Raw genomic sequence first — 22,933 nt, 5'->3', positions numbered from 1 at the left:
TCGGCCGCCCCGGCTGCCGCCCGGGCGGGCTGGGACGCGTGAAGGCTGCGCCAGATACCCATTGCCTGCTTCGGCACAGGACGGTCATTCGTAGCTGACCGTCGTCTTCCCGACCTCCGTGCACTCGAAGGGCTGAAGCTTCTGAGAACCAGCTCACGGCTTCGCTCTCGGCCAATAGCTTTCGGTCGAGGGGGATGCATGGTTGGAAAGCACACGTCAGAGATGCGACCCGCGCTCTGGTTTGTCCTTGGCTTCACCTTGTTCGTGAGTAGCGCTGCGCTGCTGGGTGTCACCGTGACGGTCAACAGCAGGATGGGTTCACCCCCGTCGGGCCCGTCGATCAACGTCCCCCGGCCGTGGCCCACTGACCGGATCAGCATCATGCCGTCCGGCCCTCCGCGGGTGAGCTGGGGGCCAACAGACGAAGGTTCCACCGGTGACCCCGGGGTCACCACTCCTCCGCGGTACGTCACGTTGGAGCCGATCAGCCCGGACAGACGCCGCGCTCTACCCGTGGTCACCCAGACAGTCCTGGTGTTCGGCCGCGATGGGTCCGAGGGGCCGGACACCACGGCCACGGTGTCCGCGATCGGGAGTCTTCTCGCAGGGATGGCAGCCATCGCCTCGTTCGCCCATGGGATCGCGATCCGCCGCCGTACTCAGGAGGACCGCAGGTCCGATGCCGAGCCGGATGGCGCCCCTGAGCCGAACGCCTGACCGTCCGTACGCGTGGGGTGGCTTCCCACAAGAGGGAGCCGCCCCACCCGCGTCCGGCCCGATCACTACCTTCATCGGTCCGCTGGTGTGCGGCTCGCTGCTCTCGGACATGTCTGCGAACGCTGCTACTTGTCGACCAGCGACATGTGGTGTTCGTTGTAGCGGTCCCCCTGCACCCCGACCCGGCCGGCCAGTTCGTTGAGGTCCGACAGTTCGTCGGCGGACAGCGGCAGTTCCGTGGCGCCGGTGTTCTCCTCGATGCGCGCGATGCGCCGCGTTCCGGGAATCGGAACGATCGTCGGATGCCGCGCGAGCAGCCAGGCGAGCGCGACCTGCCCCGGGGTGGCCTCCTTGGCCTGCGCGAGTGTCGCGATGTGCTCGACGAGGGCCACCGGCTGTCCCTGACTGAGGCAGTGACCGGCTACGACCTGCTCGACGGATCGGGATGCGGATCGACACCCTCAGCCAGGACTTCGCCCCCGAAGCTCCGCTCCTGCTGCCTCTGCCCGAGGACCCTTCGAGACGGGCCTCGCGCTGAACGGGTCCGGTGCCCAGCGGGCGACGGTCCGTCATCGCGCGTGGCCGACGTTGATTCCGACCAGGCCGCCTGCCGCAGGCGAGCAGTTCGTCGGGGTCAGGGGGTAGTCCAATCGCGCAATTGCCGAGCGATCCGGGCGACGCCGAGCGCTCCCGCAGCCGTGTCACGTACGAGCGCGACGGCTGCCTTGGGCGGGTAGTCGAGGGCGTGTGCGTTGAGGGCGAGGTAGGCCTCGGTCGTGTGCCAGGCGAAGGACTCGTTCGAGTGTTCCAGGCACGGCAGCTTCGCCAGGGTGTGCAGCAGGGCGGCGGCCTTGAGGTGCAGCGATCCGTAGATGTCCCGTTCCATCGCTCGGGCGTTGACCCGGGCGACGGCCGCATACAGCGGCCCGAAGTCGTCGACCTGTGGATCACCTTCGAGCAGCTCGGCGGCGTGCAGCAGGAACGTGACGTCGAGGGGGTGGAGGGGTTCCTGCTCGCTCACGCGGCGTGGCCCCGCTCTTTCTGCTCAAGCTCCCGCAGCGCCTCCTGCTCGATCGCCCGCTGCTCAGCGCTGACGTCGATGCCGCTGGGCTCGGCTGCGAAGGCCGCGCCGCTGCGGGCCATGGAGGCCTTGAAGCCCTCCAGGAACCGCTGCTCCACCGCGGTCGCCCGGTCGTAGGCGGCCGAGAGGATGTACTCCTGCATGCTGACCCCCGCTTGCTTGGCGGCCGCCGCGATGGCCGCCCGCTGCGCGGGATCGGGGAAGCGCAGATTCATCGCTTTGGGATCCGACATGGTACCCACGGTACCAGCGATACCACTCAGACGTCAGCGCGGGACTTTCCGCCGTGACGGACGAAGCGTGTGCTCGCCGTCGGCGGGGCGATCGGCCGGCCCGGCAGCCTCCAGCCCGTCTGTCACGGGACGGTTCCGCTCGTCACCGGTCCTTCTCGCGAGGCGTCATGTGCGCCGACCTGGAGATGTCCGACGTCGAGGCTCTCGGGAGTCAGGGGGCCGGGGCGTCGCCGTGGTGATCTCGGCTGTCTTCCCGGGTGCCCGGCTCACGCAGGGCTTCGAGACGCTCCATGTGGTCCTCGCCCCACTGGCCGAGGGGAGTGAGAGCGGTAAGGAGCGAGTGGCCGAATCCGGTCAGTGAGTACTCCACCTTCGGCGGCACCTGGTGATGGACCTCGCGGTGCACCAGGCCACTGGCCTCCAACTCTCGCAGATGCAGGATCAGCATCCGCTCACTGATGCCGGCCACCGTTCGGCGTAACTCGCCGAAGCGCAGCGGCCCCTCGCCGAGCCAGAACAGGATCAATCCCTTCCACTTTCCTCCCATGACGTCGATGGCAGCGTCCAGGCCGCAGGTATAACTCCGCTTCCGCACCGGCAATCCCCCTAACAAAACTGTGGGTACCAAACAGAATTGTAGGTACTTGTCGAAGTGTTGGTGCTGCCGCAGCATGGATCAGGCGTCGCACCGAGAGGGCAGCAAGTGCCGTGCGATGCCGGCTGTTCGACCTACTTCACGCTTCACATGCATCGGCATCAGGCAGGAGCAAACGTATGACCGGGCACCACCGCACTCCCGTGACCGTCATCGGGTTGGGCTCGATGGGCAGCGCGTTGGCTGAGGCATTCATTGACGCCGGACACCGGACCACCGTCTGGAACAGGACAGCATCCAAGGCCCTGCCGCTCGTGTCCAAGGGCGCTGTTCACGCGCAGACGGTGGACGAGGCGGTCGCGGCGAGTCCGCTGATCATCGCCTGTCTGACCACATACGAGAGCACCATCGAGGCCCTGGAACCGGCCACTGCCACGCTGGAGGGGCGGGCCCTGGTGAGCCTGAACAGCGGTTCGCCGGCCGGTGCCCGTCAGATGGCCGAATGGGCGCTCGGGCACGGCGCGCGTTACCTCGGCGGGGCGATCAAGAACGTGCCGTCCGCCGTCGGAGCTGAGGACACCCTCCTGTATTACGGCGGCGACAACACCGTCTTCGACGAGTTCGCGTCGACGCTGCGGGTGTTGGGCGGTGACACCGTATATCTCGGTGCCGACGCCGATCTCGCTGCCCTGTACGAGATGGCGGTGGGTGGCACCCTGCTGCCTGCGCTCGTCGGCTTCTTCCAGGGTGCGGCAGCGGTGCAGGCGCGTGGACTTGAGGTGGCCTCAATGGTGCGGTTCAGCATCAAGTGGTTCGAGATGATCAACTCGGTGCTGCCGGTCTTCGCAGAGGAGATCGACCGTGGCGACTACAGCAGGCCCGCGTCCTCGGTGAGTCTGTTCCTGGCTGGAGCCGCGCATGACGAGGAACTCGGCAGGGAAGCGAACCTCGACATGGAGTGGCACAAGCCCTTCCACGACTTGCTGAAGCGAGCCGTGGAGGCCGGCTACGGCGACCACAGCATCTCCGCCCTGACAGAGATACTCAAGAACCCGGCGCCGACCGCCTGACCGGGGACCGCGCACCATTGTGAGGGAAGGGGATCAATCACTCAGCCACCCGGATCGCTCACAGGCCGCGGTCCCGGCACACGACGCTGCGCTGGAGCGCGGTGTGCTGTGTGGCGATGCGGCGGCAGCGACCGGATCCCCTGGTCGGCTGCGGATCCGCCCACGTCCGCATCTGCCTCGGTGCCGCCCTGCACGGCGGGGCGTGGAGCATCCGCCCCCTCGGGACGTATGAACGCGTTCTGCCCTGCCGGCGGTTTGTCAGCGTACGCCTGCCGCGTCGAGCAGGGTGGCCACCGTGGGGACGATGAGGCCGGTGAGGCTGTCGGCTCCGATCCCCGCGCGGGCGCTGGCGCCGTCGAAGACCACGCTGAGCTGCCGGGCCAGCAGGTCGGGATCGGCAGCTCCGCCCCGTTCGGCCTCGGCGCGGAAGAACGCCGTCAGGTTTCCCTTGATCCGGTGGGCCACCCGGCTCGCCGGATGGCTCTGGTCCTTCAGTTCGATCTGCACGGCCAGGTACCGGCATCCTCGGAACTCGGGTGCCCCCGCCTGCTGTTCCACCTGCTCGAAGACGTGCAGGGTCCGCGCGCGGGCCGAGCGGCCGTCGTCGGCCTCGGGCAGGAGTGTCGTGATGAAGGCGGAAGCGCGTTCCTCCAGGCTCGCTGCCAGCAGTTCGTCCTTGCTCTCGAACAGCTGGTACATGGAGCGCTTGGACACCCCCGCCGCCTTGCACAGCGCGTCGATGCCGATGCCGACGCCGTCTCGGTAGGTGAGCGTGGCCGCCGCCTCCAGTAGCCGCTCTCGGGAGCTGGCTGCTTTCACTTCAGTGCTCATACGGTGAGGGTAACTCGATCCCGGCAAAATGGAAACCGATCGGTTTCTGCCCGTTCGCGCCTGCTGGCACGGGCCGCGCGACGGAGAGGGTGTCTGGGGGCCAGGGGCGGCTGGGCGACGGCTCCAGGGTCGCCGTCGCCGAGCCGTGCGAACTGTGCGTGCCTCAGTGGGCGATGACGGGCTCGCCCTCCGACGGAGCCAACGTCGTGTTCGGCATCAGGAGCGCCGTGAGTGCCGCTCCGACCACGAAGATCCCGGCGCCCCACGCCAGCGTGGCCGTGTAGCTCTCGACCCCGGCCTGCGCCACGGTCAGCGTGCCGGGCTTGTGCGAGGACAGGTAGTCGGTCGCGGCCGACGAGGCGACGGTGGTCAGCAGCGCCGTGCTGATCGAGCCGCCCACCTGCTGGCCGGTGTTGATCAGCGCCGAGGCGACGCCCGCGTCCTCGTGGTGCAGTCCTGAGGTCGCACCCTGGAACGCCGTGGTCATCGCCCCGCCGAGGCCGAGGCCCAGCAGGATCATGCCCGGCATGATGTTGGCGACGTAGGCGCTGTCCAGCGTGAGCTGGGTCAGCAAGGCCATACCGGATGCCGCGACCAGGAAGCTGACGCTGATCACGACCTTCGGGCCGACCTTGGGCAGCAGCAGCGCGGGCACCGTGGTCGATGCGGCGACGATGCCCCCGACCATGGGCAGGAAGGACAGACCGGCCTCGATCGGCGAGTAGCCGATGCTGGCCTCCAGGTAATAGGTCAGGAACAGAAAGATCGAGAACATCCCCATCCCCATGACGAACACGGCCAGGAACGAACCACCCCGGGTCCGGTCCAGCACGACTCGCAGCGGCAGCAGCGGATGCGCGACCCTGAGCTCCATCCATGCGAATACCGCGACCAGCACCAAGCCGCCGATCATGGAACCCAGGGCGACCGGATCGGTCCAACTGGTGGATTCGACGTGCGCGAACCCGTACACGATGCCGAACAGCGCGGCGCTCACCACGATGCTGCCCGGAATGTCGAGCTTGGGTCGCTCGGCGGCCGCAGGCCTGGCCAGCCACAGCAGCGCACCGACCAGCGCGACGCCCGCGAAGATGACGTTCACGTACATCACCCAACGCCATGACGCCCATTCGGTGAGCATGCCGCCGAGCAGCAGTCCGACCGCGGCGCCCGCGCCGGACAACGCACTGAAGATGCCGAAGGCCTTCGCCCTTTCGGACCGCTGAGTGAAGGTCACGCTGAGCAGCGAGAGCGCCGCGGGCGCGAGCAGTGCTGCGAAGAGGCCCTGAGCCACACGTGCCGCGACGAGCATGTCGAAGCTGGTGGCCGCACCGCCGACGACGGACGCGCCCGCGAAACCGATCAGGCCGGTCACGAAGGTGGTGCGTCGGCCGAACAGGTCGCCGAGGCGGCCACCGAGCAGCAGCAGGCTGCCGAAGGCCAGGGCGTAGCCCGTGACGACCCACTGCCGGTTGGCGTCACTGAAACCGAGGTCGTGCTGAGCCGCGGGCAGCGCGATATTCACAACGGTCGCATCGAGGGTGACCATGAGCTGTGCCACGCCGAGCACGACAAGTACCCACCAGCGCACGGCATGTGAGCCGCGGCGGCCCGAGTCTGTTTTCCCGGGGGAAGGTGCCCCGTGATCGAACGTGGTAGTCATTGCTGCCCCTCATCGATGGTCAGACCGGCCGCCGACAGGAAACCGATCTGTTTCCACCCAGGGAAACAGATCGGTTTCCTCGGTGCAAGTCAACCGCTGGTCCGCGCGCCCCCGGGCCGCGACCCGTCGGCCGCCTGGCCGTGACGCGATACCGCCGGGCGCTCGCCGCCCGCGGTGATCGGGGTGTGCGGCGTGCAGACGAAGGGGCGCTCCGGTTTCGACACGGAGTGCGCGGATCCGGGCGAACGGCAGGTGGTCCACGACGGTTCGGGGCGATCGTCCTGACCTCTCGGCGTGCGGCTTGATGGTTCCGAGAGTCGGGCGCGGTGGCGCCCCTGGCGGACCGGCCCGGCGAGTGCCGGCGTGTGGCCCCCGCTTGCGCCCGGAAACCGATCGGTTTACCGTTGCGCAGAACGACCGGTTCCACATTCAGGGGCAGCCACGCCTCCTGGGCCGGGCGTGAAGGAGTCCGCGACATGCCCACCCAGGAGACACGGCCCACCATCCGTATTCCAGGAGCCACCAGCCACACCATCGCCCCGCTCACTGGACATCGCGGCCGCGAGGGAACTCTGCGCTACCTCAAGGCGGGCAGCGGCGCACCTCTGGTCCTGCTGCACACCGTGCGCACGCAGGCAGAGCACTTCCGCCTCCTCATCCCGTTGATCGCGGACCGGTACACCGTGTACGCCCTGGACCTGCCGGGGATGGGCTACTCCGAGATCGTGCCCGGTGCGTCATACGACGAGCCGGCCATGCGCGCGGGCGTCGAGCGGCTCCTCACCGAACTCGACCTCCATGACGTGACGTTGGTGGGGGAGTCCATGGGGGCGGTGCTCGCCCTGACCACTGCGGCCGACCTGCCGGAGCGGGTCCGGCGCGTCGTCGCGGTGAACACCTACGACTTCCGCGGCGGAATCGCCCGGTCCGGACTCCTGGCCCGCGTAGTGGTCGGCGGTGTCCTCACTCCAGGAGCGGGCCCGGTGATCGCCGGAGTGGAGCCCAAGGCCGCCCTCCGCAGGATCCTGCAGGGCGGCCTCGGCGACAAGAGCGCGCTGCCGGAGGACTACGTGGACGAGCTCCTCCGGGTGGGCAAGCGTCCCGGATACCCGGCCGTCGCCCGGGGCGTGTACCAGAACCTGCCCAGCCTCATCGCCGCCCGCTCGAGCTACCCCGACGTCAAGGCCCCCGTCCACCTCGTCTACGGGGAGAAGGACTGGTCCCGCCCCTCGGACCGAGAGGCCAACAGGCAGTTGCTGCCGGCCGCCGACTTCACACAGATCCCCAAGGCCGGACACTTCATCGCTCTGGAAAGGCCCGACGTGCTGGCTGACCTGTTGAACGCGGTGGCCTGACGATCCGGACGCCAGTGAGGTCGGGCAACGGGCCGCGAGAGCGGAATGCCGCGGGGACTCCCAGGCCCGCTGCTCGGGAAGTCCCCGCGGCTTCGACGCCGTCGGCACCGACTCAGAGCAGCCGGTCCTTCGCCTTGTAGTAGGCACCGCCGAACGGCAGGAACCAGGGCGTGCCGTTGTAGAAGGGGACGGGCACCTTCGGGAAGCCGAAGCCGCGCAGCGGGTTGGCCTCCGGCTTGCCGTCCATCATCTCGGCCACGGCCCGGCCCATGTACGTGGCCATCTGGACGCCGTGGCCGCAGTAACCCATGGAGTAGTACAGGCCGTTGACCTCACCCGCGTGCGGGATGCGGTCCCAGGAGAAGCCGACCATGCCGCCCCAGACGTAGTCGATCCGGGTCCCGGCCAGCTGCGGGAAGATCTCCGTCATCTCCCTCTTGAGGATGCCGCCGCTCTTGACGTCGGAGGCCGGGTTGGACGGGGCGAAGCGGGCCCGGCCGCCGAAGGCGAGGCGGTTGTCCGGGGTGAGGCGGACGTAGTGGCCGACGTTCTTGTGGGCGACCAGCAGGCGGCCGTTCGGGATGAGCTCCTTGGCGCGCGCCTCCTCCAGCGGCTCGGTGACGATGATGAAGCTGCCGACGTTGATCAGCCGCTTGCGGAACCACGGCATCGACCTGTCGGTGTAGGCGTCGGTCGCCGCCATGACCTGCTTGGCACGGATGGTGCCGTTCATGGTCTCCACCAGGAAGCCGCCGCCGGGGAGGCGGGTGAGGCCGGTGGCCGCGTTGCGCTCGTGGATCTCGGCGCCGGCACGCTCGGCGGCGTCTGCCAGGCCGCCGACGAACTTGCCCACGTGCAGGCCCGCGCTGAGCGGGTCGAGCAGCGCACCGTGGTAGTAGTCCGTGCCGAGCTCGGTCCGCAGTTCGCTCTTGCTCAGGACGATCGTCTCGTGTCCGAAGTTGTCGGCCAGGTCGCGCTGCGTGGCCCGCAGGCCATCGAAGTGCCCGGGCTTGCAGACCGCGCCCAGGCGCCCGGAGCGGTGGAAGTCGCAGTCGATGTTCTCGGTGTGGGTGAGCCTCTCGACGACGTCGACCGCGTCGCGGAAGGCGTCGTACAACTCACGGGCCCGCTCCTGCCCGTAGCGCTTGCGCGCCTCGGCGGGGCTGATGGTGATGCCCTGGGTGCACATGCTGCCGTTGCGCCCGGAGGCGCCCGAGCCCACCTTGTCCTTCTCCACCAGGACGACCCGGGCGCCCTTACGGGCAGCGTGGTAGGCGGTGGACAGGCCGGTGAGACCGCCGCCGATCACCACCACGTCCGCCTCGTCGGGCAGGTCCTTTCCGGAACGGTCGGGGAAGGCGGGGGCTGTGTCCAGCCAGTAGGGGATCTGCTTCATGGCGTGCGTCCTCTGTGTTCTCGGTCTGTTTCGCCGGTGCGCCGTCGGTCAGCAGCCGAGCAGCTTCGGCAGGCCCGACAGGTCGGGCAGCTCGTCGTACGGCTGGTAGTCGGCGCTGCCGGGGCGGCCGTAGCGGTTGATCCACACCCGGCGCTTCAGGCCGAGGTCGCGGGTCGGGATGTGGTCGTACTCCCAGCCCTGGGCGGTGTGGATGACCTGGGACGGCTCGACGCCCATGGTCTTGAAGGCGTGCTCGAAGGTCTGGCGGTCCGGCTTGTAGGCGCCCGCCTGCTGGGCGGTGATGACGTGGTCGAACTCGACGCCGATGTTCTCGACGTTCCGCGCGATCAGGTTGTCGTCGGTGTTGGAGATGATGGCGATCTCGTACTTGGTCTTCAGGGCGCGCAGCGCGTCCGGGACCTCCGGGAAGGGACCGAAGGTGGGGACGGCATCGACGAGGGCGTCACCGTCGGAGTCCCGGTACTCCAGGCCGTGCAGGCGCATGGCGTTGCGCAGGCTGGAGTGCAGGATCTCGTGGTACGGACGGTAGGCCTCCAGGACGGCCTGGAAGCGCATGACGCGGAAGTCGTCGAGGAACTCGTCGACGTCCAGGTTGTCCAGGTCCAGCCGGCCGGAGTCGGCAAGGATCTTCAGGGTGGTGGGGCCGAGCTGGAAGTCGACCAGGGTTCCATAGGCGTCGAAGGTGACGATCTCTCGCATGGTGTTCAGCCTCAGTCTCGCGGGTTTCCGGATTTCCAGGGGGCAGGGTGGGGGGCTTCAGACGACGCGTTCGCCGGGGGTGACGATCGCGTCGAGTGCGGCCAGGTCGGCCGGGTCGGGGATCCATTCGGCCGCCGCCGCGTTGGCGGTGACCTGTTCGGGGGTCATGGCGCCGCAGATGACGGAGCCGACGGCGGGGAGCGCGGCCAGTGCGCCCACGGCGACCTCCAGGAGGGTGAGTCCTCGTTCGGCGCCGTAGCCGGAGAGCGCCTCAACCTTGTCGAGGGCCGCGTCGGTGAGCCAGCCCTGCCGCCAGGACAGCCGGCTGCCGGCCGGGGGCTGCTCACCGCGCCGGTACTTTCCGCTGAGCAGGCCGTTGGCCAGCGGGTAGTACGGCAGCAGGCCCACGCCGCTGTGCAGACAGGCCGGGATCAGGTCCCGCTCCACGCCGCGGTCGAGCAGGTGGTAACGGGCCTGGGTCGACACGAAGGCGCCGGTGAGCTGCTCGGGTGGGAGGTTGGAGCAGCCGATGTGACCGATCTTGCCCTCGTCGACCAGTTCACGGAGCGCGGCGACGGTCTCCTCCAGCGGGGTGACGCCGTCCGGCTCGTGGTACTGGTACAGGTCGATCCGGTCGGTGCCGAGCCGGCGCAGGGACGCCTCGACGGCGTACCGGATGTAGGAGCGGGCACCGCGCCGGCCGTGGAGGTCCGCCTCCGGCCCCATCTCCATACCGAACTTGGTCGCCAGGACGACCTCGTCCCGGCGTCCCTTGAGGGCAGCGCCGAGAAGGCGTTCGCCGTCGCCGCGCGAGCCGCCCTGTTCGCCGAAGCCGCCGTACATGTCGGCCGTGTCGAACAGAGTGATCCCGGCGTCGAGGGCCGCGTGGACGACGGCCTTCGTGCCCTCCTCGTCCAGACGTGCGCCGAAGTTGTTGCCGCCGACGCCGACCACTGAGACAACCGGACCGCGCTCGCCGAGCGTGCGGTATCTCATGACCGGCTTCCGAATCCGATGCAGACGTTCTTGGTCTGCGTGTAGCTGTCGAGGGCCGCTAGGCCCTTCTCCCGGCCCCAGCCGCTGTGCTTGTAGCCACCGAAGGGGAGTTCGACGCCGGTGCCGACGCCGGTGGCGTTGACGTAGACCTGGCCGGCCCGGATGCCCTCGGCGAGCCGCATCGCTTTGTCGATGTCACGGGTCCAGACGTAAGACGCGAGGCCGTACGGGCTGTCGTTGGCGATGTCCAGGGCCTCGTCGGCGTCGTCGAACTCGATGACGGTGACGACGGGGCCGAAGATCTCCTCGCGGGCGCACCGGGCGTCGTTGCTCAGGCCGGTGAGGACGGTCGGCTCGACGTAGTAGCCGTCGGCCAGGGCCGGGTCGGACGGCGCACCGCCGCCGGCCCGTGCCACGGCGCCCTCCTCGCGGGCCAGGTCCAGGTAGCCCAGCACCCGGTCGCGCTGCCTGCCGACGACGAGCGGGCCGATGTCCGGGTCGGTGAGACCCGGGCCGATGCGCAGCGAGGCGGCGTACGCGACCAGCTTGTCGAGGAACTCCTCGGCGCCGCGCTGGAGCAGCAGCCGGGTGCCGGCCGAGCAGGTCTGGCCGGCGTTGCCGAAGGCCGAGGCCGCGACCGCGGTCAGCGCCAGGTCGAAGTCGGCGTCGGCGAAGACGACGACCGGGGATTTGCCGCCCAGCTCGGTGACGGACGGCACCACGTTGGCGGCGGCGGCCTGGGCGACCTTGATGCCGGTCGGCACCGAGCCGGTGAAAGTGACCTGGTCGATGTCCGGGTGCCCGGCGAGGGCCGCGCCGGTCTCGCCGTCACCGGGGACGACGTTGAGAACGCCCGGCGGGAGACCGCACTCCAGGGCGATTCTGCCGATCTCCAGCGGGCTGAGCGGCGCCTCCGGCGACGGCTTGAGCACGACCGTGCACCCTGCCGCCAGCGCCGGGGCGGAGCCCCTCGCGGTGTTCTGCAGCGGGTAGTTGAACGGGATGATCTGGCCGGACACACCGATCGGCTCGCGCACGGTGTAGTCGATCAGGCCGGGCCCGAGAGGGATCGTCGTGCCGCCGAGCTTGTCGGCGACGCCCGCGTAGAACTCGAAGTAGCGGGCGGCGGCCTCGACGTCGGCCTTCGCCTGGCGGAGCGGCTTGCCGACGTCCTGGCTCTCCAGGCGGGCCAGCCGCTCGCCCTGGTAGCGGATGGCCTCCGCGATCCGGTAGAGGATGCGGCCCCGGTCGGCGGCCCGCATGCGGGCCCATTCGGGAGAGGTGAGGGCCGAGCGTGCCGCCGCGACCGCCTGGTCCACGTCCGCCTTGCCGGCCAGCGCGACATGGGTGATGACCGTACCGTCGGACGGGTCGAGGACCGTGAAGGAGCGTCCGTCGGCGGCGGGCACCTGCTTGCCGTCGATCAGCAGCTCGGTCAACCGCAGTTCGCCGGTCATGGCCGGATCTCCCCCTGCACCTCGCCGAAGATGACGACTTCGTCGCCGGGGCGCACGGTACGGATCCGGCGGACCCAGAGCACGATGCCGTCCTGCGGGGCGCGGACCTCCTCCAGCGTGTTGCCGTAGTGGTCGACGATGTGGGCGATCAGGTCGCCTTCCTTGCAGGTGTCCCCCGGCTCGGCGTGGCCGACGAAGAAGCCGCCGGCGTCGGAGCGGGCGAAAGTGCCGGAGACAGTGGTGTAGGTGTCCCGCAGCTCCGCCGCACCGTCGATCATGCCGAGTTGCCGGAGGATGTTGCGGATGGAGTGCATGTGCAGGGCGACGTTCTCCTCGCGGTAGGTGCCGCCGCCGACCTCGATGGTGATGGCGGGCTTGCCGGCCGCGAGGGTGGGGTGGCGCACTGTGCCGCCCCACTTGCCGCCCTTCCAGACCAGCTCGTGCCCGGCCGCGAGGGCCATGTCCGTCGCCAGTTCCTCGTAGCCGCCCTGAAGGATGACCAGCGGGGCGATCTCACCGAACGTGCCGCCGGTGTGCAGGTCGACCAGGGCGTCGATGGCGGGGACGACCTGTTCGACGAAGGTGGCGGCCAGGCGCAGCGAGTACGAGCCGTCCGCGTCACCGGGGAAGATGCGGTTGAGGTTGAGGTGGTCCAGGCCGCTGGTGCGGGCCGCCGCCTCGAAGGCCGGGGTGTTCATGCAGGGGATGGCGACGAGCGTGCCGCGCAGGGTGGCCGGGTCGATCTCGGCGACCACGCGGCGGACGGCCTCCTGGCCGTCGTACTCGTCGCCGTGCACGCCGGCGTCCACACACAGGACCGGGCCGTCCTGGGCGCCGTTGACGACGATCAGTGGGATGCCGAGTTCCACACCGTAGCTGCTGGTGCCGACCGGGATGAGGCCTTGGGCGCGCTCGCCGGGGGCGACGGTCAGTGGACCGATGGAGTACATGTCGTTCCTTTCCGAAACATGGATCAGATGCGGGCGGACGCCTCGGCGAGGGTCTCCGCGAGGATGTCGGCGATACGGTCGAGAAGGGCCCGGTCGCTGATCAGCGGGGGCGCGATCTGGACCAGTGGCGCGGACCGGTTGTAGACGCGGGCGAGGAGGCCGGCCTCACGCAGCCGGCGCGGGATCAGGTCGACGATCAGGTCGGCGCGGGCGGTGTCGCCGAAGCCGCCGTCCTCGTGGTCGCCGACGAGTTCGCAGGCGTAGAAGAACCCGGCGCCCCGGACGTCGCCGACGATCGGCAGGTCCGCGAGCGATGTCATCCGGCCCGCCAGGTGGTCCTGGAGGTCACGGACGTTCTCCAGGATCCGGTCCCGCTCCATGATCTCCAGGTTGCGCAGGGCGATGGCCGCGCTCAGCGGGTGCCCGCCGAAGGTGTAGCCGTGGTTGAGGACCACGCCGGGCCGGTTGATGACCTCGACGACGCGATTGCTGACCAGGGTTGCCCCCATGGGGGCGTAACCGGCGGTGATGCCCTTGGCGACGGTGACCATGTCCGGGCGGGCGCCGTAGCGGTCCCCGCCGAACCACTCCCCGACCCGGCCGAAGGCCGTGATCACCTCGTCGGCGACGAGCAGGAAGCCGTACCGGTCGGCCAGCGCCCGCAGACCTTGCCAGTAACCCTGGGGCGGGGTGATGCAGCCGCCCCGGTTCTGCACCGGCTCTGCGATGAGCATGGCGACGGTCTCCGGGCCCTCGGCCAGGATCGCGTCCTCCAGCTCGGCGAGCAGCCGGGCCGTGTACAGGTCGTCGTCCGCGTATTCCGGTGCGAGACCGAAGCGGTTGGTGTTGGCCACGAACCGGGTGTCGATCGCCGGCGGGCCGTACGGCTCAGTCAGGCCGGGGTCGTCGGTGAGCGACAGGGTGCCGATGGTCAGGCCGTGGTAGGCGCCGCGCCGAGAGATGGCCTTGGTGCGGCCCGGTTCGCCGCGCAGCGCGTGGTAGCGGCGGGCGATCTTCCAGGCGGTCTCGACGGCTTCGGCGCCGCCGCTGGAGAAAAAGGTGTGCTCGATGTCCACGGGGGCGATCCGGGACAGCCGCTCGGCGAGTTCGATCGCCGTCGGGTGCGCGGAGGAGGTCCACAGCGGGCTGTAGCACAGCTCGCGCAGTTGCTTCTGGGCCGCCTCGGCGAACTCGGGGCCGTAGGAGTAGCCGAGCTGGCAGCAGTACAGCCCGGACAGGCCGTCGATGTAGCGCCTGCCGTCGGCGTCGTCGACGTACGGGCCCTCGCCCCGCCGGATGACGAGGAGGTTCTCACCTTCCGGGCCGAGCGAGCCGTTGGGGGTCATGTTGAGCAGCAGGTGTCTGGCCGCGGTGGCGGACAGTTCACCGGCCGGGGTGCGGGTGCTGGTGGTCATGAGGTCTCACTCCCGGTGGACAGGCCCACCGCGGGCTCCGTCGGCAGCAGACCGTCCTGCTTTCCGCCACCGCCGAGTCGGCGCACGGCGGCGACCAGGACGAGGGCCAGGACGGCGATCGCGATGAGCACCGCGCTGATGGCCGTCACGGACGGGTCGACATCGAACTGGAGGACGTTGAACACCTGGACGGGCAGGGTCGTGGTGTCCACCGAGGACAGGAACTGCGAGATGAAGAACTCGTCGAAGCTGGTGATGAAGGAGAAGATCGCGGCGGCGATCATGCCGGGCATCGCCAGGGGGAGCGTGATGCGCCGGGCGACGGTGAGCCGGTTCGCGCCCATGCTGGCCGCCGCGTCCTCCAGCCGTTCGTCGATGCCCTTCAGTGTGGCCATGAGGATCATCACGGCGATCGGTGAGGCGAGCACGGTGTGGCCGAGGGCGATGGCGATCGGACTGCCGAGCATGGCGGCCGGCTCGAAGAGCAGGAACAGGCCGAGGGCGATGACCACTTGGGGGATCACCAGCGGGGCGAGGACCAGTCCGTACACCGCCGAGCGCAGCGGCAGGTTGCTACGGACCAGTGCCGTGGCCGCAGTGATGCCCAGGAGGAGCGAGAACACGGTGGTCAGTGAGGCGATCAGGGCGCTCAGCGACAGCGCGGCCGGCCACTTGCTGCCGTCGGCGAACAGCACCTTGTACCAGCCCAGCGTCCAGGAGTCCGGCGGGAAGGCGCCGAAGGCGTCCTTGCCGAAGGAGGTGACGACGATGAGGACGATCGGCAGGGCGAGGAACAGCAGGATCACCGTGGAGGCGACGGTCAGGAAGATCCGTCCGGCCAGTGTCGAGCGCAGCGCGATCATGAGATACCTCGGTTCTTCGCGGCTTCGCTCATGGCCTTGATCAGCCGCAGCAGGAGCAGACCTCCGAAGGTGAGGAGCAGCAGGATGATGCCGAGCGCGGCAGCGCCGTTCCACTGGTTCTGCTTCATCACCTGCTCACTGATGAGCGAGGCGACCATGGTCTGCTTCGGACCACCCATGAGGGCGGGGGTCAGGTAGTAGCCGAGGCAGAGGATGAAGCACAGGATGCCCGCGTTGACCAGGCCGGGAGCGACCATCGGGAGGTAGACCCGGCGGAAGATCGTCAGCCTGCCCGCGCCCATGCTGGCCGCGGCGGCCGGCAGCCTGCGATCGATGCCGCGCATCACCGCGTACAGCAGCAGCACGGTGTAGGGCAGCATCACCGAGGTGGTGCCGATGACCACGCCGAGTTCGTTGTAGAGCATCTGGAACGGAGCACCCGGGACGTCCAGATCCGTCAGGGCGTTGTTGATGACGCCGTGTTCACCGAGCAGGATGATCCAGCCGTAGGTGCGGACCAAGGCACTGATGAAGTGCGGCACGATGACGATGATCATCACCAGGCCTGCCCACAGCGGCTTGAGCCGGGAGACGGCGGCAGCCAGCAGGAATCCGATGACGAGGCTGAACAGCGAAGTCTCGGCGGAGATCCGCAGGGTGGTGAAAAGGACCTGCAGGTTGGACCCATGGAGGGCGTTCGCGTACCAGTGCAGAGTCCAGCCGCCGTCCTCGCCCTTGAGGCTGAGGAGCAGGGTGCTGAAGATCGGGTAGACGAACAGCACCAGCAGATAGATGACCACGGGGGCGGCGTTGAACAGCCCGAAGCGGGTTCTGCGCTCGGACAGCGCGCGGCGCAACCGCCCCGCGGGGGCCGCGGGGGCCTTGGGGCCCGTGGCGGGAGGCGCGGGGGCGAGAACGGATCCGGCCATGTCACCCGTCTCCTTCCACCGCGAACACGCTGACGTCGTCGGGGTGGGCGGTCAGGCTGACCTGTTCGCCGATGACCGGGGCCTGTCCGGCCGGGAGTTCCAGCCGTACCAGGCCGGTGTCGGCGTCGCCCGCGGGGCGGACGGTGACGCGGACGAGGGTGCCGACATAGGTGACCGTCTCGACGGTCCCGGTACAGAACCCGTCGCCCGGCGTGCACAGCCGGAGCCGGCCGGGCTGCACCGCGGCCCGTACCCGTGCTCCCTCCACTCCCGACTGCGGGCGGGCCTCGAGCAGGCCTCCCGTGTCGAGCTTCACGACGGTGCGCTCGGAGGTCTGCTGCTGGACTGTGCCGGGCAGGAAGTTGGCCGCGCCGAGGAAGTCGGCGACGAACGGGGTACGCGGGCGCTCGAAGAGCTCACGCGGGGTGTCGAACTGGTCGATCCGCCCGTCCCGCATCACCGCGATCCGGTCGGACAGGACCAGCGCCTCCTCCTGGTCGTGCGTCACATAGATGACGGTCAGGCCGAGTTCTTGCTGGATGCGCTTGATCTCGGTCTGCAACTGGTCGCGCAGCTTCTTGTCCAGGGCGCCGAGCGGCTCGTCCATGAGGATCACCGGCGGCCGGTAGACCAGCGCCCGGCACAGCGCGACACGCTGTTGCTGGCCACCGGACAGCTCGCGGGGCCGGCGGCGGGCCAGGGCGGAGAGTCCGGCGATCTCCAGGGTCTCCCCCACCCGGCGGCGCAGCTCCGCCTTCGGCACGCCCCGCAGTTGGAGCGGGAAGGCGACGTTCTCCCAGACCGTCATGTGCGGGAACAGCAGGTACTGCTGGAAGACGAAGCCGAGGCCGCGCTTCTGCGGCGCGAGGCGGGTCACGTCACGGCCGCCGACGACGATGCTGCCGGAGTCGGGCTCGCAGAACCCGGCGATCATCATCAGGGTGGTGGTCTTGCCGGAGCCGGAGGACCCCAGGAAGGTGACGAACTCGCCGCCCGCGATCTCCATGGAGACCGTGTCGACAGCGGTCACGCCGCTGTACGTCTTGCGCAGGTCCGTGACAGTGAGGGGTTTTCCGGTGCCGGTCCCAGCCGGCGGGGAGACCACCGGGGACGACTGGTGCTGGGACTTCAGGTTCAGCTCAGGCATTGACCCACTCCTGCCAGCGCTTGGACACGGCCGCCTCGTTCTTGATCCACCACTCGACGTCCAGGTCGAAGCCGGACTTCAGGTGCTCGGGCGAGCTGGCCAGGTTGTCGGCGGCGGCCGGGGAGAGCTTCTTGTAGGCGGCGGGCACCACCGGGGCCATCGGATAGACCTCGGCGTAGGCGGCCTGGATGTCGGGACGCAGCGCGAAGTCGACAAGCTGGTAGGCGGCGTCGAGGTTCGCGGCCCCCTTGGGGATGCAGAAGCCGTTGCTCTGCCGGCGGGCGCCGTTCCACTGGTACGCGAGCGGCGAGCCACCCTTGATCAGGGCGTCGAGACGGCCGTGCCAGACGCTGGTGGCGACAACCTCCTCGCGGCCCAGCAGGACGCCGGGCAGGGCACCGGTGTCCCAGTACTTGCGGACGGAACCCCTGATGTTGTCGAGGGACTTGAAGGCGCGCTCCACGTCAAGGGGGTACAGCTTGTCCAGGGGCACGCCGTCGGCCAGGAGGGCGAACTCCAGTTCGGGCAGATCGGCGTCGCGGGCCTGGAGGGCGCGGCTCCCCTTGAACGCCTTGGTGTCCCAGAAGTCGGCCCAGCTTTCAGGCTTCTTGCCGTCGAACGCGTCGGTGCGGTACGCCATGACGCTGGCCCAGTAGTTCTTGCCGATGCCATGGGACATCATCAGGGACTCGGCGATGCCCGCGTTCTTGGTGCTCTTCAACCGGTCGTAGTCGAGTGCCTCGGTCGCGTCCTCGTCCTTGAAGCGCACCACGTCGGCCATCGAGGTGTCGATCACGTCGAACTGCGGGCGGCCCTGCTTGATCTGGGCGAGCAGCTGGGCGTACGCGATGTTCACCACCTTGATCTCGATGCCGGTCTCCTTGGTGAACGCGTCGTAGACCGCCTTCTGGTTGGCCTCGCCGTACGTGCCACCGCTGTTGCGCACGACGAGCGTCTTGGAGCTCTTGCCGCTGCCGGTGGTCGCGCTGCGGCTGCTGCCGGTGCCACAGGCACTCAGGGCGGACGCGGCGGCGAGACCCGCCGTGACTCCGCCGACTCCGCGCAGGAACAGCCGGCGGTCTATCCGGGCGTCTCTCATGGTGTGCCTCCTGGGGTGGTGCTGCTGGGAAGGGGGGGCCGGGGGGTGTGGGGCGCTGTGGGCAGGGGGCGGACGCTATGGGCGGGGGGCCGCCTCGTCGGATCCGTGGCCCGCGCCGGGGGTACGGAGGGTGTCGGGGTTCGGGGCCGTGTCGGGGTCCCACGGGACGGCGAGGGCGGCGAGTTCGTCGCCGGGGGCGACGGTGAGGCCGTGCATGCCGTAGAAGATCCGTCCGCCGGCGGGGGCGTGGACGGTGTGCTGCGTGCCGTCGGCCGGGTCGACGATGCGGCCGAGGAGGTCGCCTTCGGCCACTTCGCCGATGACATCGGCGTGGAAGGAGAACTCCGGGTACCACAGGCCGGTGGCCTCGGCGGTGACGCCGGCGGACCAGACCCATGGGCGGACCGGCGCCGGGGCGGAGCCTTCCTGGTCGAGGACGCCCAGGTGGCGCAGTGCCGTGAGGAGGCCGTCGACGCGGCGCAGGGCCGTGGGCTCGTCCCGCTGTCCGAGCGATCCCACCTCGACCAGGACCGCCGAGATGCCCCGGCGGGCGGCGGCCGCGTGGCTGTTGCCGCCGTCGGCCTTCAGCCCGAGGATGACGTCCTCGATGCCGAAGGAGCCTGCCAGTTCGGCCGTGGCCTTGTCCAGGTCCGGGTCACCGGTGAGGCGGTAGCCGACGAAGTCCCGCAGAACCTGGTCGATGCCGCCACAGTGCAGATCGACGTAGACGTCGGCGCCGTCTATCAGGTGGGTGAAGAGCCAGGCGGCCAGCCGCTCGGTGGGGCCGCCGGCCGGGTCGCCGGGGAAGACGCGGTTGAGGTTCACGCCGTCGACCGGGGAGATGTTGAGCCGGCCCTCGTACACGGCGGGCGGATTGGCGACGGGGCAGATGATGACCTGCCCGTGCACCTCGCCGGGCTCCAGCAGGTCCGCCAGCCGTACGGCGGCGTCGATGGGCGTGAACTCGCCGCCGTGCACGCCCGCCGTGATGACGACTCGGGGTCCGGGGCGGGAGCCGTTGACCAGGGTCAGCGGGATGTCCGCGGTGAGGGTGCCGAGGTCGGCCCGGACGGTGCCGCGGGCCTTGGTGCCGGGCTGGGCCTCGAGGGAGCCGACGGTGAGGGTGGCGTCGTTCATGGTCATGCCTCCGTACGGCCGACGGTGGAGATGAAGTCGATGGGCTGGGGCGAGGTGCCGTCCAGCGCCAGGTCGGCGGCGATGTCGCCGAAGGCGGGCGAGAGCTTGAAGCCGTGGCCGGAGAAACCGGCGAGCAGGATCACGTTCTCGGCGCCGGGCAGCGGTCCGACCAGGGGGCGGCTGCTCTCGGTGTAACCCTCCATGTAGACGGAGAGCCGGGTCGGGTCCGGGTGCAGGTCCGGCATGTGACGCCCGATCAGCTCGGAGAAGATCTCCAGCTCTTCCGGCCGCACCGTGCGGTCCAGCTTGTTCGGGTCGCCCGCCGGCTGATGCAGGGCGCGGGACAGGCCGAGCTTGACGGAGATACCGTCCGGGGAGGGCAGGCCGTAGCAGTGGGTGGGCGCGGTCCGGATGAACGCTGGGCGCTCCTCGCCGAACCAGGCCTCGGGGGCGGTCGGCACGTACCAGGCGCTGACCAGGCGGCGGACGTCCACCTCCCACGGCAGGTCGGGCAGCAGGTCGTTGACCCAGGGGCCAGGGGTGACGACGACGGTGTCGAAGCGCTCGCTGCCGGAGTCGGTGCGGATCTCGACGCCGCCCGCGACGGGGACGATCTCGCGGACCGTGCTGTAGCGGTGGATCACCGCGCCCAGCTGCTCGGCGCGGCGGGCGGCGCTCTGGATGGTCAGCTCCGGGCGGATGAAACCGGCGCGGCGGTCGAGCACGGCCGCGTCGCCGTCCTCGATGCGGTACTGGGAGAAACGTTTCGCCAGAAGCTCGGCATCGAGCACCTCGTGGTCGAGGCCGTGCTCCTCGATGGACTGCAGGACGGTGGCCATCTGCTGGTGATCGGTCGGCCCCATCAGCAGGCAGCCGGTCAGCCGGCGCAGCTCACGGCCGGTCTCCTCCTGGAGCTGCTCCCACAGGGCGTCGGCGTGCTTGAGCAGCGGAACGTAACGGGAGTCCTCGAAGTGCGCGCTGCGGAAGATCCGGGTCTCACCGCCGGCGGCACTGCGGTCGTGGCCGGGGGCGAACCGGTCGTAGCCGACGACCTCGGCGCCGCGGGCCGCCAGCCGCCAGGCGGCCTGGCTGCCCATCGTTCCGACGCCGACGACGCCGACGCGCTTCCTGGCAGCTGACACAGGGCTTTCCTTTCGTATCGCCGAAGCGCATGCTGAGCGCCCGGCATGAGGCTGGTTGATTCAAGGTGGTTCGGGCGGGGGCCGGGCCCTTTCCTCGGGTCCTCGGCTCACAGCCGCCGCGTCTCGCGGCCCCGGCCCACTTCTTCGGAATCTCCTCCGCCGAGCGCCGTGCCACATTGTGGAACACCGTGCTAGAATCTGGCACGAGAATGGCAGCGGCTCGATGGGGAGTCAAGAGGTGTCCAGCAGAAATTCCGCGGATTAACGGGGGGAAACCGGATGGAAATGAAGAGCGTCACGAGATCGCTGCGGGTTCTGGAAGCGGTCGCCCAGCATCAGCCGGTCACCGTCGGAGAGTTGACGAAACTCTTCGGCCTACCGAAGTCGACCGTGCAGCGCACTCTGGTCACCCTGGCCGAGGCGGGCTGGCTGCGCGCGAACCGCCAGGACACGACACGCTGGGAGATCGGCGCCCGCGTCCTCGCTGTACGACCCGCCGCCCTGCAGGGCTCCAGCCTGTTCGCCGCCGCCCGCGAACCCATGATCCGCCTCCGCGACACGGTGAACGAGACCATCCACCTGTCAGTGCCCGACGCACTGCACAGCGTGGTCGTCGTCGACCGCGTCGACTGCGACCACGCCGTGCGGACCTTCCACACCATCGGTGACACCTCACCGCTGCACGCCACCGCCGTGGGGCGGGCGATCCTCGCCCGGCTTCCGAAGCAGGACGTCGAGGAAGTCATCGCCCAGGGCCTGGAGCGCTTCAGCGACACGACCCCCGCCGACCCCGACGAGCTGCGCGCCGAACTGGACCGGATCCGCGCCGACGGTTACGCGATCAACCGGAACCAGTACCGGCCGGGCGTCTGCGCCCTCGCCGCACCCGTGCTCGACGAGAACGGGACACCGTTGGCCGCCGTGGCCATCTCGATGCCCGACTCCCGGTACGACGTGAAACGGGAGTCCGAGTGGGCTGGCCTCGTGGCCGGCGCGGCAGAGGAGATCAGCGGACGCCTCCTGGGCGGCTGACGGAAGGTGGTGGCCCAAGAGGGCCCCGACCGGCGAGGGCCGGCTTGCACACGTCGAAGCGTGCAAGCCGGCCCTCGCCGCATGTCAGGGCAGCCGTCACCCCGGGCCCGACCGGGGGCGTCGGTTCCAGGGCGGCCGCCGCGCGCGGCACGCGGGACGGGGCAGGGGCGCTCCCGCCGCTCATCGCCGGGAAGACCATGGGGCGCCATTCCCCTTCATGCCGTATTGTGGAACGCCATGCTAGAATGCGGCATGAGTCGTGCCCGCAGCTCCGGGGAGGGAGTCAAGGTGAGCGACGAAGCCACGCGACTGATGGGGGCCGGATGGAAATGAAGAGCGTCATCAGGTCACTGCGCATCCTGGAGGCGGTCGCCCGGCATCAGCCGGTCACCGTGGGCGAGTTGACGAAACTCTTCGGCCTACCGAAGTCGACGGTGCAGCGCACCCTGGTCACCCTCAACGAGGCGGGATGGCTCCGGGCCAACCGCAGGGACACCACGCGCTGGGAGATCGGCGCCCGCGTCCTCGCCGTACGACCCGCCGCCCTCCAGGGCTCCAGCTTGTTCGCCGCCGCCCGCGAACCCATGATCCGCCTCCGCGACACGGTGAACGAGACCATCCATCTCTCGGTGCCCGACGCACTGCACAGCATGGTCGTCGTCGACCGCGTCGACTGCGACCACGCCGTGCGGACCTTCCACACCATCGGTGACACCTCACCGCTGCACGCCACGGCCACCGGGCACGCGATCCTCGCGCATCTCCCGCATCCCGAGGTCGACTTGTTCGCCACGGGCACGTTCGAGGGATACGGCGAGGAGACCATCACCGACCCCGAGGAGCTGCGCACGGAACTCCGGCGGGTCAGGGAGCGTGGCTACGCCGTCAACCACAACCAGTACCTCCAGGGCATCTGCGCCATCGCCGCCCCCGTCCTGGACGGTGACGGCGTCCCGCTGGCCGCCGTGGCCGTCTCCCTGCCTGATTCACGCTTCGAGCCCGGTCGGCTCGCGGAGCTGGGGCGACTGGTGACCGAGACGGCGGCGGAGATCACCGCGCGCCACCTGCGCTGAGTCACGGTTCGGGCAGGCCTGCGGCGGGACCG

At 69.6% G+C, this 22,933-nt stretch carries 22 protein-coding genes; 4 read left to right on the top strand and 18 right to left on the bottom strand.

Annotation, left to right across the window (positions count from 1 at the left end):
• Window positions 1-842: 842 nt before the first annotated feature.
• The 4 genes from QQS16_RS02485 to QQS16_RS02470 all read right to left on the bottom strand — a co-directional run bounded on the left by QQS16_RS02485 (window position 843) and on the right by QQS16_RS02470 (window position 2,578).
• Window positions 843-1,109, bottom strand: coding sequence for an aldo/keto reductase (locus QQS16_RS02485; protein ID WP_286059960.1), 267 nt, complete (start codon window positions 1,107-1,109; stop codon window positions 843-845).
• A 242-nt stretch (window positions 1,110-1,351) separates the two neighbouring features.
• Window positions 1,352-1,738 (bottom strand): fic family toxin-antitoxin system, toxin component, encoded by a 387-nt coding sequence (locus tag QQS16_RS02480; RefSeq protein ID WP_286059959.1) that lies wholly within the window; start codon window positions 1,736-1,738, stop codon window positions 1,352-1,354.
• Window positions 1,735-2,031: a type II toxin -antitoxin system TacA 1-like antitoxin gene (locus QQS16_RS02475; protein WP_286059957.1), complete on the bottom strand. Its 297-nt coding sequence runs from the start codon at window positions 2,029-2,031 to the stop codon at window positions 1,735-1,737. Before QQS16_RS02475 ends, QQS16_RS02480 begins: the two co-directional genes overlap by 4 nt.
• A 211-nt stretch (window positions 2,032-2,242) precedes the next feature.
• On the bottom strand, window positions 2,243-2,578 hold the full coding sequence (locus QQS16_RS02470) for a winged helix-turn-helix transcriptional regulator (protein WP_502963747.1): 336 nt from the start codon (window positions 2,576-2,578) through the stop codon (window positions 2,243-2,245).
• Window positions 2,579-2,805: 227 nt separating this feature from the next.
• Here QQS16_RS02470 and QQS16_RS02465 point away from each other — a divergent pair, with 227 nt between their 5' ends.
• On the top strand, window positions 2,806-3,696 hold the full coding sequence (locus tag QQS16_RS02465) for an NAD(P)-dependent oxidoreductase (RefSeq protein ID WP_286059954.1): 891 nt from the start codon (window positions 2,806-2,808) through the stop codon (window positions 3,694-3,696).
• Window positions 3,697-3,954: 258 nt separating this feature from the next.
• Here QQS16_RS02465 and QQS16_RS02460 read toward each other — a convergent pair whose 3' ends face one another.
• Window positions 3,955-4,527, bottom strand: a complete 573-nt coding sequence (locus tag QQS16_RS02460; RefSeq protein ID WP_286059953.1) for a TetR/AcrR family transcriptional regulator — start codon at window positions 4,525-4,527, stop codon at window positions 3,955-3,957.
• A 163-nt stretch (window positions 4,528-4,690) separates the two neighbouring features.
• Window positions 4,691-6,190, bottom strand: a complete 1,500-nt coding sequence (locus QQS16_RS02455) for an MFS transporter (RefSeq protein WP_286059951.1) — start codon at window positions 6,188-6,190, stop codon at window positions 4,691-4,693.
• A gap of 476 nt (window positions 6,191-6,666) precedes the next feature.
• On the opposite strand from QQS16_RS02455, the gene QQS16_RS02450 reads away from it, so the two are divergent.
• A complete protein-coding gene (locus QQS16_RS02450; RefSeq protein WP_286059949.1) occupies window positions 6,667-7,545 on the top strand; it encodes an alpha/beta fold hydrolase in 879 nt (292 codons plus the stop codon).
• A gap of 112 nt (window positions 7,546-7,657) precedes the next feature.
• Here the strand turns inward: QQS16_RS02450 and QQS16_RS02445 are convergent, their stop codons facing one another.
• The 12 genes from QQS16_RS02445 to solA form a co-directional block, all read right to left on the bottom strand.
• Window positions 7,658-8,941: an NAD(P)/FAD-dependent oxidoreductase gene (locus QQS16_RS02445; protein ID WP_286059948.1), complete on the bottom strand. Its 1,284-nt coding sequence runs from the start codon at window positions 8,939-8,941 to the stop codon at window positions 7,658-7,660.
• A gap of 48 nt (window positions 8,942-8,989) precedes the next feature.
• Window positions 8,990-9,661 carry a haloacid dehalogenase type II gene (locus QQS16_RS02440; RefSeq protein WP_286059946.1) on the bottom strand — a complete coding sequence of 224 codons (672 nt, stop codon included), beginning with the start codon at window positions 9,659-9,661 and terminating at the stop codon, window positions 8,990-8,992.
• A gap of 57 nt (window positions 9,662-9,718) precedes the next feature.
• Window positions 9,719-10,657 carry an aldo/keto reductase gene (locus QQS16_RS02435; RefSeq protein ID WP_286059944.1) on the bottom strand — a complete coding sequence of 313 codons (939 nt, stop codon included), beginning with the start codon at window positions 10,655-10,657 and terminating at the stop codon, window positions 9,719-9,721.
• Window positions 10,654-12,114, bottom strand: a complete 1,461-nt coding sequence (locus QQS16_RS02430) for an aldehyde dehydrogenase family protein (RefSeq protein WP_286059942.1) — start codon at window positions 12,112-12,114, stop codon at window positions 10,654-10,656. Before QQS16_RS02430 ends, QQS16_RS02435 begins: the two co-directional genes overlap by 4 nt.
• The gene (locus QQS16_RS02425) at window positions 12,111-13,064 is read right to left on the bottom strand and encodes a succinylglutamate desuccinylase/aspartoacylase family protein (RefSeq protein WP_286059941.1); all 954 of its coding nucleotides are present in this window, start codon (window positions 13,062-13,064) and stop codon (window positions 12,111-12,113) included. The genes QQS16_RS02430 and QQS16_RS02425 overlap by 4 nt, the downstream gene beginning before the upstream one ends.
• Window positions 13,065-13,087: 23 nt before the next feature.
• Window positions 13,088-14,479, bottom strand: a complete 1,392-nt coding sequence (locus QQS16_RS02420; protein ID WP_286059940.1) for an aminotransferase class III-fold pyridoxal phosphate-dependent enzyme — start codon at window positions 14,477-14,479, stop codon at window positions 13,088-13,090.
• Entirely contained in the window at window positions 14,476-15,342 is an 867-nt protein-coding gene (locus QQS16_RS02415; protein WP_286059939.1) for an ABC transporter permease, read from the bottom strand. The genes QQS16_RS02420 and QQS16_RS02415 overlap by 4 nt, the downstream gene beginning before the upstream one ends.
• Window positions 15,339-16,271: an ABC transporter permease gene (locus QQS16_RS02410; RefSeq protein ID WP_286059937.1), complete on the bottom strand. Its 933-nt coding sequence runs from the start codon at window positions 16,269-16,271 to the stop codon at window positions 15,339-15,341. The genes QQS16_RS02415 and QQS16_RS02410 overlap by 4 nt, the downstream gene beginning before the upstream one ends.
• Before the next feature lies 1 nt (window position 16,272).
• Complete coding sequence (locus QQS16_RS02405) at window positions 16,273-17,418, bottom strand: ABC transporter ATP-binding protein (RefSeq protein ID WP_286059935.1); 1,146 nt, start codon at window positions 17,416-17,418, stop codon at window positions 16,273-16,275.
• Window positions 17,411-18,517, bottom strand: coding sequence for an ABC transporter substrate-binding protein (locus QQS16_RS02400; protein ID WP_286059934.1), 1,107 nt, complete (start codon window positions 18,515-18,517; stop codon window positions 17,411-17,413). Before QQS16_RS02400 ends, QQS16_RS02405 begins: the two co-directional genes overlap by 8 nt.
• 75 nt (window positions 18,518-18,592) lie before the next feature.
• Complete coding sequence (locus tag QQS16_RS02395) at window positions 18,593-19,654, bottom strand: M14 family metallopeptidase (protein ID WP_286059932.1); 1,062 nt, start codon at window positions 19,652-19,654, stop codon at window positions 18,593-18,595.
• Between the two features lie 2 nt (window positions 19,655-19,656).
• Window positions 19,657-20,796, bottom strand: coding sequence for an N-methyl-L-tryptophan oxidase (gene solA / locus QQS16_RS02390; protein ID WP_286059930.1), 1,140 nt, complete (start codon window positions 20,794-20,796; stop codon window positions 19,657-19,659).
• A gap of 285 nt (window positions 20,797-21,081) precedes the next feature.
• Between solA and QQS16_RS02385 the strand changes: the two genes are divergently transcribed.
• Together QQS16_RS02385 and QQS16_RS02380 are read left to right on the top strand one after the other, a co-directional pair.
• On the top strand, window positions 21,082-21,828 hold the full coding sequence (locus QQS16_RS02385) for an IclR family transcriptional regulator (RefSeq protein WP_286066195.1): 747 nt from the start codon (window positions 21,082-21,084) through the stop codon (window positions 21,826-21,828).
• Between the two features lie 329 nt (window positions 21,829-22,157).
• The gene (locus tag QQS16_RS02380) at window positions 22,158-22,901 is read left to right on the top strand and encodes an IclR family transcriptional regulator (protein ID WP_286066194.1); all 744 of its coding nucleotides are present in this window, start codon (window positions 22,158-22,160) and stop codon (window positions 22,899-22,901) included.
• Window positions 22,902-22,933: the final 32 nt, after the last annotated feature.

Origin of the sequence: Streptomyces sp. ALI-76-A, assembly GCF_030287445.1 — a bacterium.
Taxonomy (GTDB): domain Bacteria; phylum Actinomycetota; class Actinomycetes; order Streptomycetales; family Streptomycetaceae; genus Streptomyces.
The sequence above is the reverse complement of the archived record's forward strand: the minus strand, read 5'-3'. Positions and strand labels throughout refer to the sequence as shown.

Coding starts and splice junctions, on each gene's coding strand:
- QQS16_RS02475 (WP_286059957.1), bottom strand. CDS start 2,031: ATGTCGGATCCCAAAGCGATGAATCTGCGCTTCCCCGATCCCGCGCAG.
- QQS16_RS02470 (WP_502963747.1), bottom strand. CDS start 2,578: ATGGGAGGAAAGTGGAAGGGATTGATCCTGTTCTGGCTCGGCGAGGGG.
- QQS16_RS02465 (WP_286059954.1), top strand. CDS start 2,806: ATGACCGGGCACCACCGCACTCCCGTGACCGTCATCGGGTTGGGCTCG.
- QQS16_RS02460 (WP_286059953.1), bottom strand. CDS start 4,527: ATGAGCACTGAAGTGAAAGCAGCCAGCTCCCGAGAGCGGCTACTGGAG.
- QQS16_RS02455 (WP_286059951.1), bottom strand. CDS start 6,190: ATGACTACCACGTTCGATCACGGGGCACCTTCCCCCGGGAAAACAGAC.
- QQS16_RS02450 (WP_286059949.1), top strand. CDS start 6,667: ATGCCCACCCAGGAGACACGGCCCACCATCCGTATTCCAGGAGCCACC.
- QQS16_RS02445 (WP_286059948.1), bottom strand. CDS start 8,941: ATGAAGCAGATCCCCTACTGGCTGGACACAGCCCCCGCCTTCCCCGAC.
- QQS16_RS02440 (WP_286059946.1), bottom strand. CDS start 9,661: ATGCGAGAGATCGTCACCTTCGACGCCTATGGAACCCTGGTCGACTTC.
- QQS16_RS02435 (WP_286059944.1), bottom strand. CDS start 10,657: ATGAGATACCGCACGCTCGGCGAGCGCGGTCCGGTTGTCTCAGTGGTC.
- QQS16_RS02430 (WP_286059942.1), bottom strand. CDS start 12,114: ATGACCGGCGAACTGCGGTTGACCGAGCTGCTGATCGACGGCAAGCAG.
- QQS16_RS02425 (WP_286059941.1), bottom strand. CDS start 13,064: ATGTACTCCATCGGTCCACTGACCGTCGCCCCCGGCGAGCGCGCCCAA.
- QQS16_RS02420 (WP_286059940.1), bottom strand. CDS start 14,479: ATGACCACCAGCACCCGCACCCCGGCCGGTGAACTGTCCGCCACCGCG.
- QQS16_RS02415 (WP_286059939.1), bottom strand. CDS start 15,342: ATGATCGCGCTGCGCTCGACACTGGCCGGACGGATCTTCCTGACCGTC.
- QQS16_RS02410 (WP_286059937.1), bottom strand. CDS start 16,271: ATGGCCGGATCCGTTCTCGCCCCCGCGCCTCCCGCCACGGGCCCCAAG.
- QQS16_RS02405 (WP_286059935.1), bottom strand. CDS start 17,418: ATGCCTGAGCTGAACCTGAAGTCCCAGCACCAGTCGTCCCCGGTGGTC.
- QQS16_RS02400 (WP_286059934.1), bottom strand. CDS start 18,517: ATGAGAGACGCCCGGATAGACCGCCGGCTGTTCCTGCGCGGAGTCGGC.
- QQS16_RS02395 (WP_286059932.1), bottom strand. CDS start 19,654: ATGAACGACGCCACCCTCACCGTCGGCTCCCTCGAGGCCCAGCCCGGC.
- QQS16_RS02385 (WP_286066195.1), top strand. CDS start 21,082: ATGAAGAGCGTCACGAGATCGCTGCGGGTTCTGGAAGCGGTCGCCCAG.
- QQS16_RS02380 (WP_286066194.1), top strand. CDS start 22,158: ATGAAGAGCGTCATCAGGTCACTGCGCATCCTGGAGGCGGTCGCCCGG.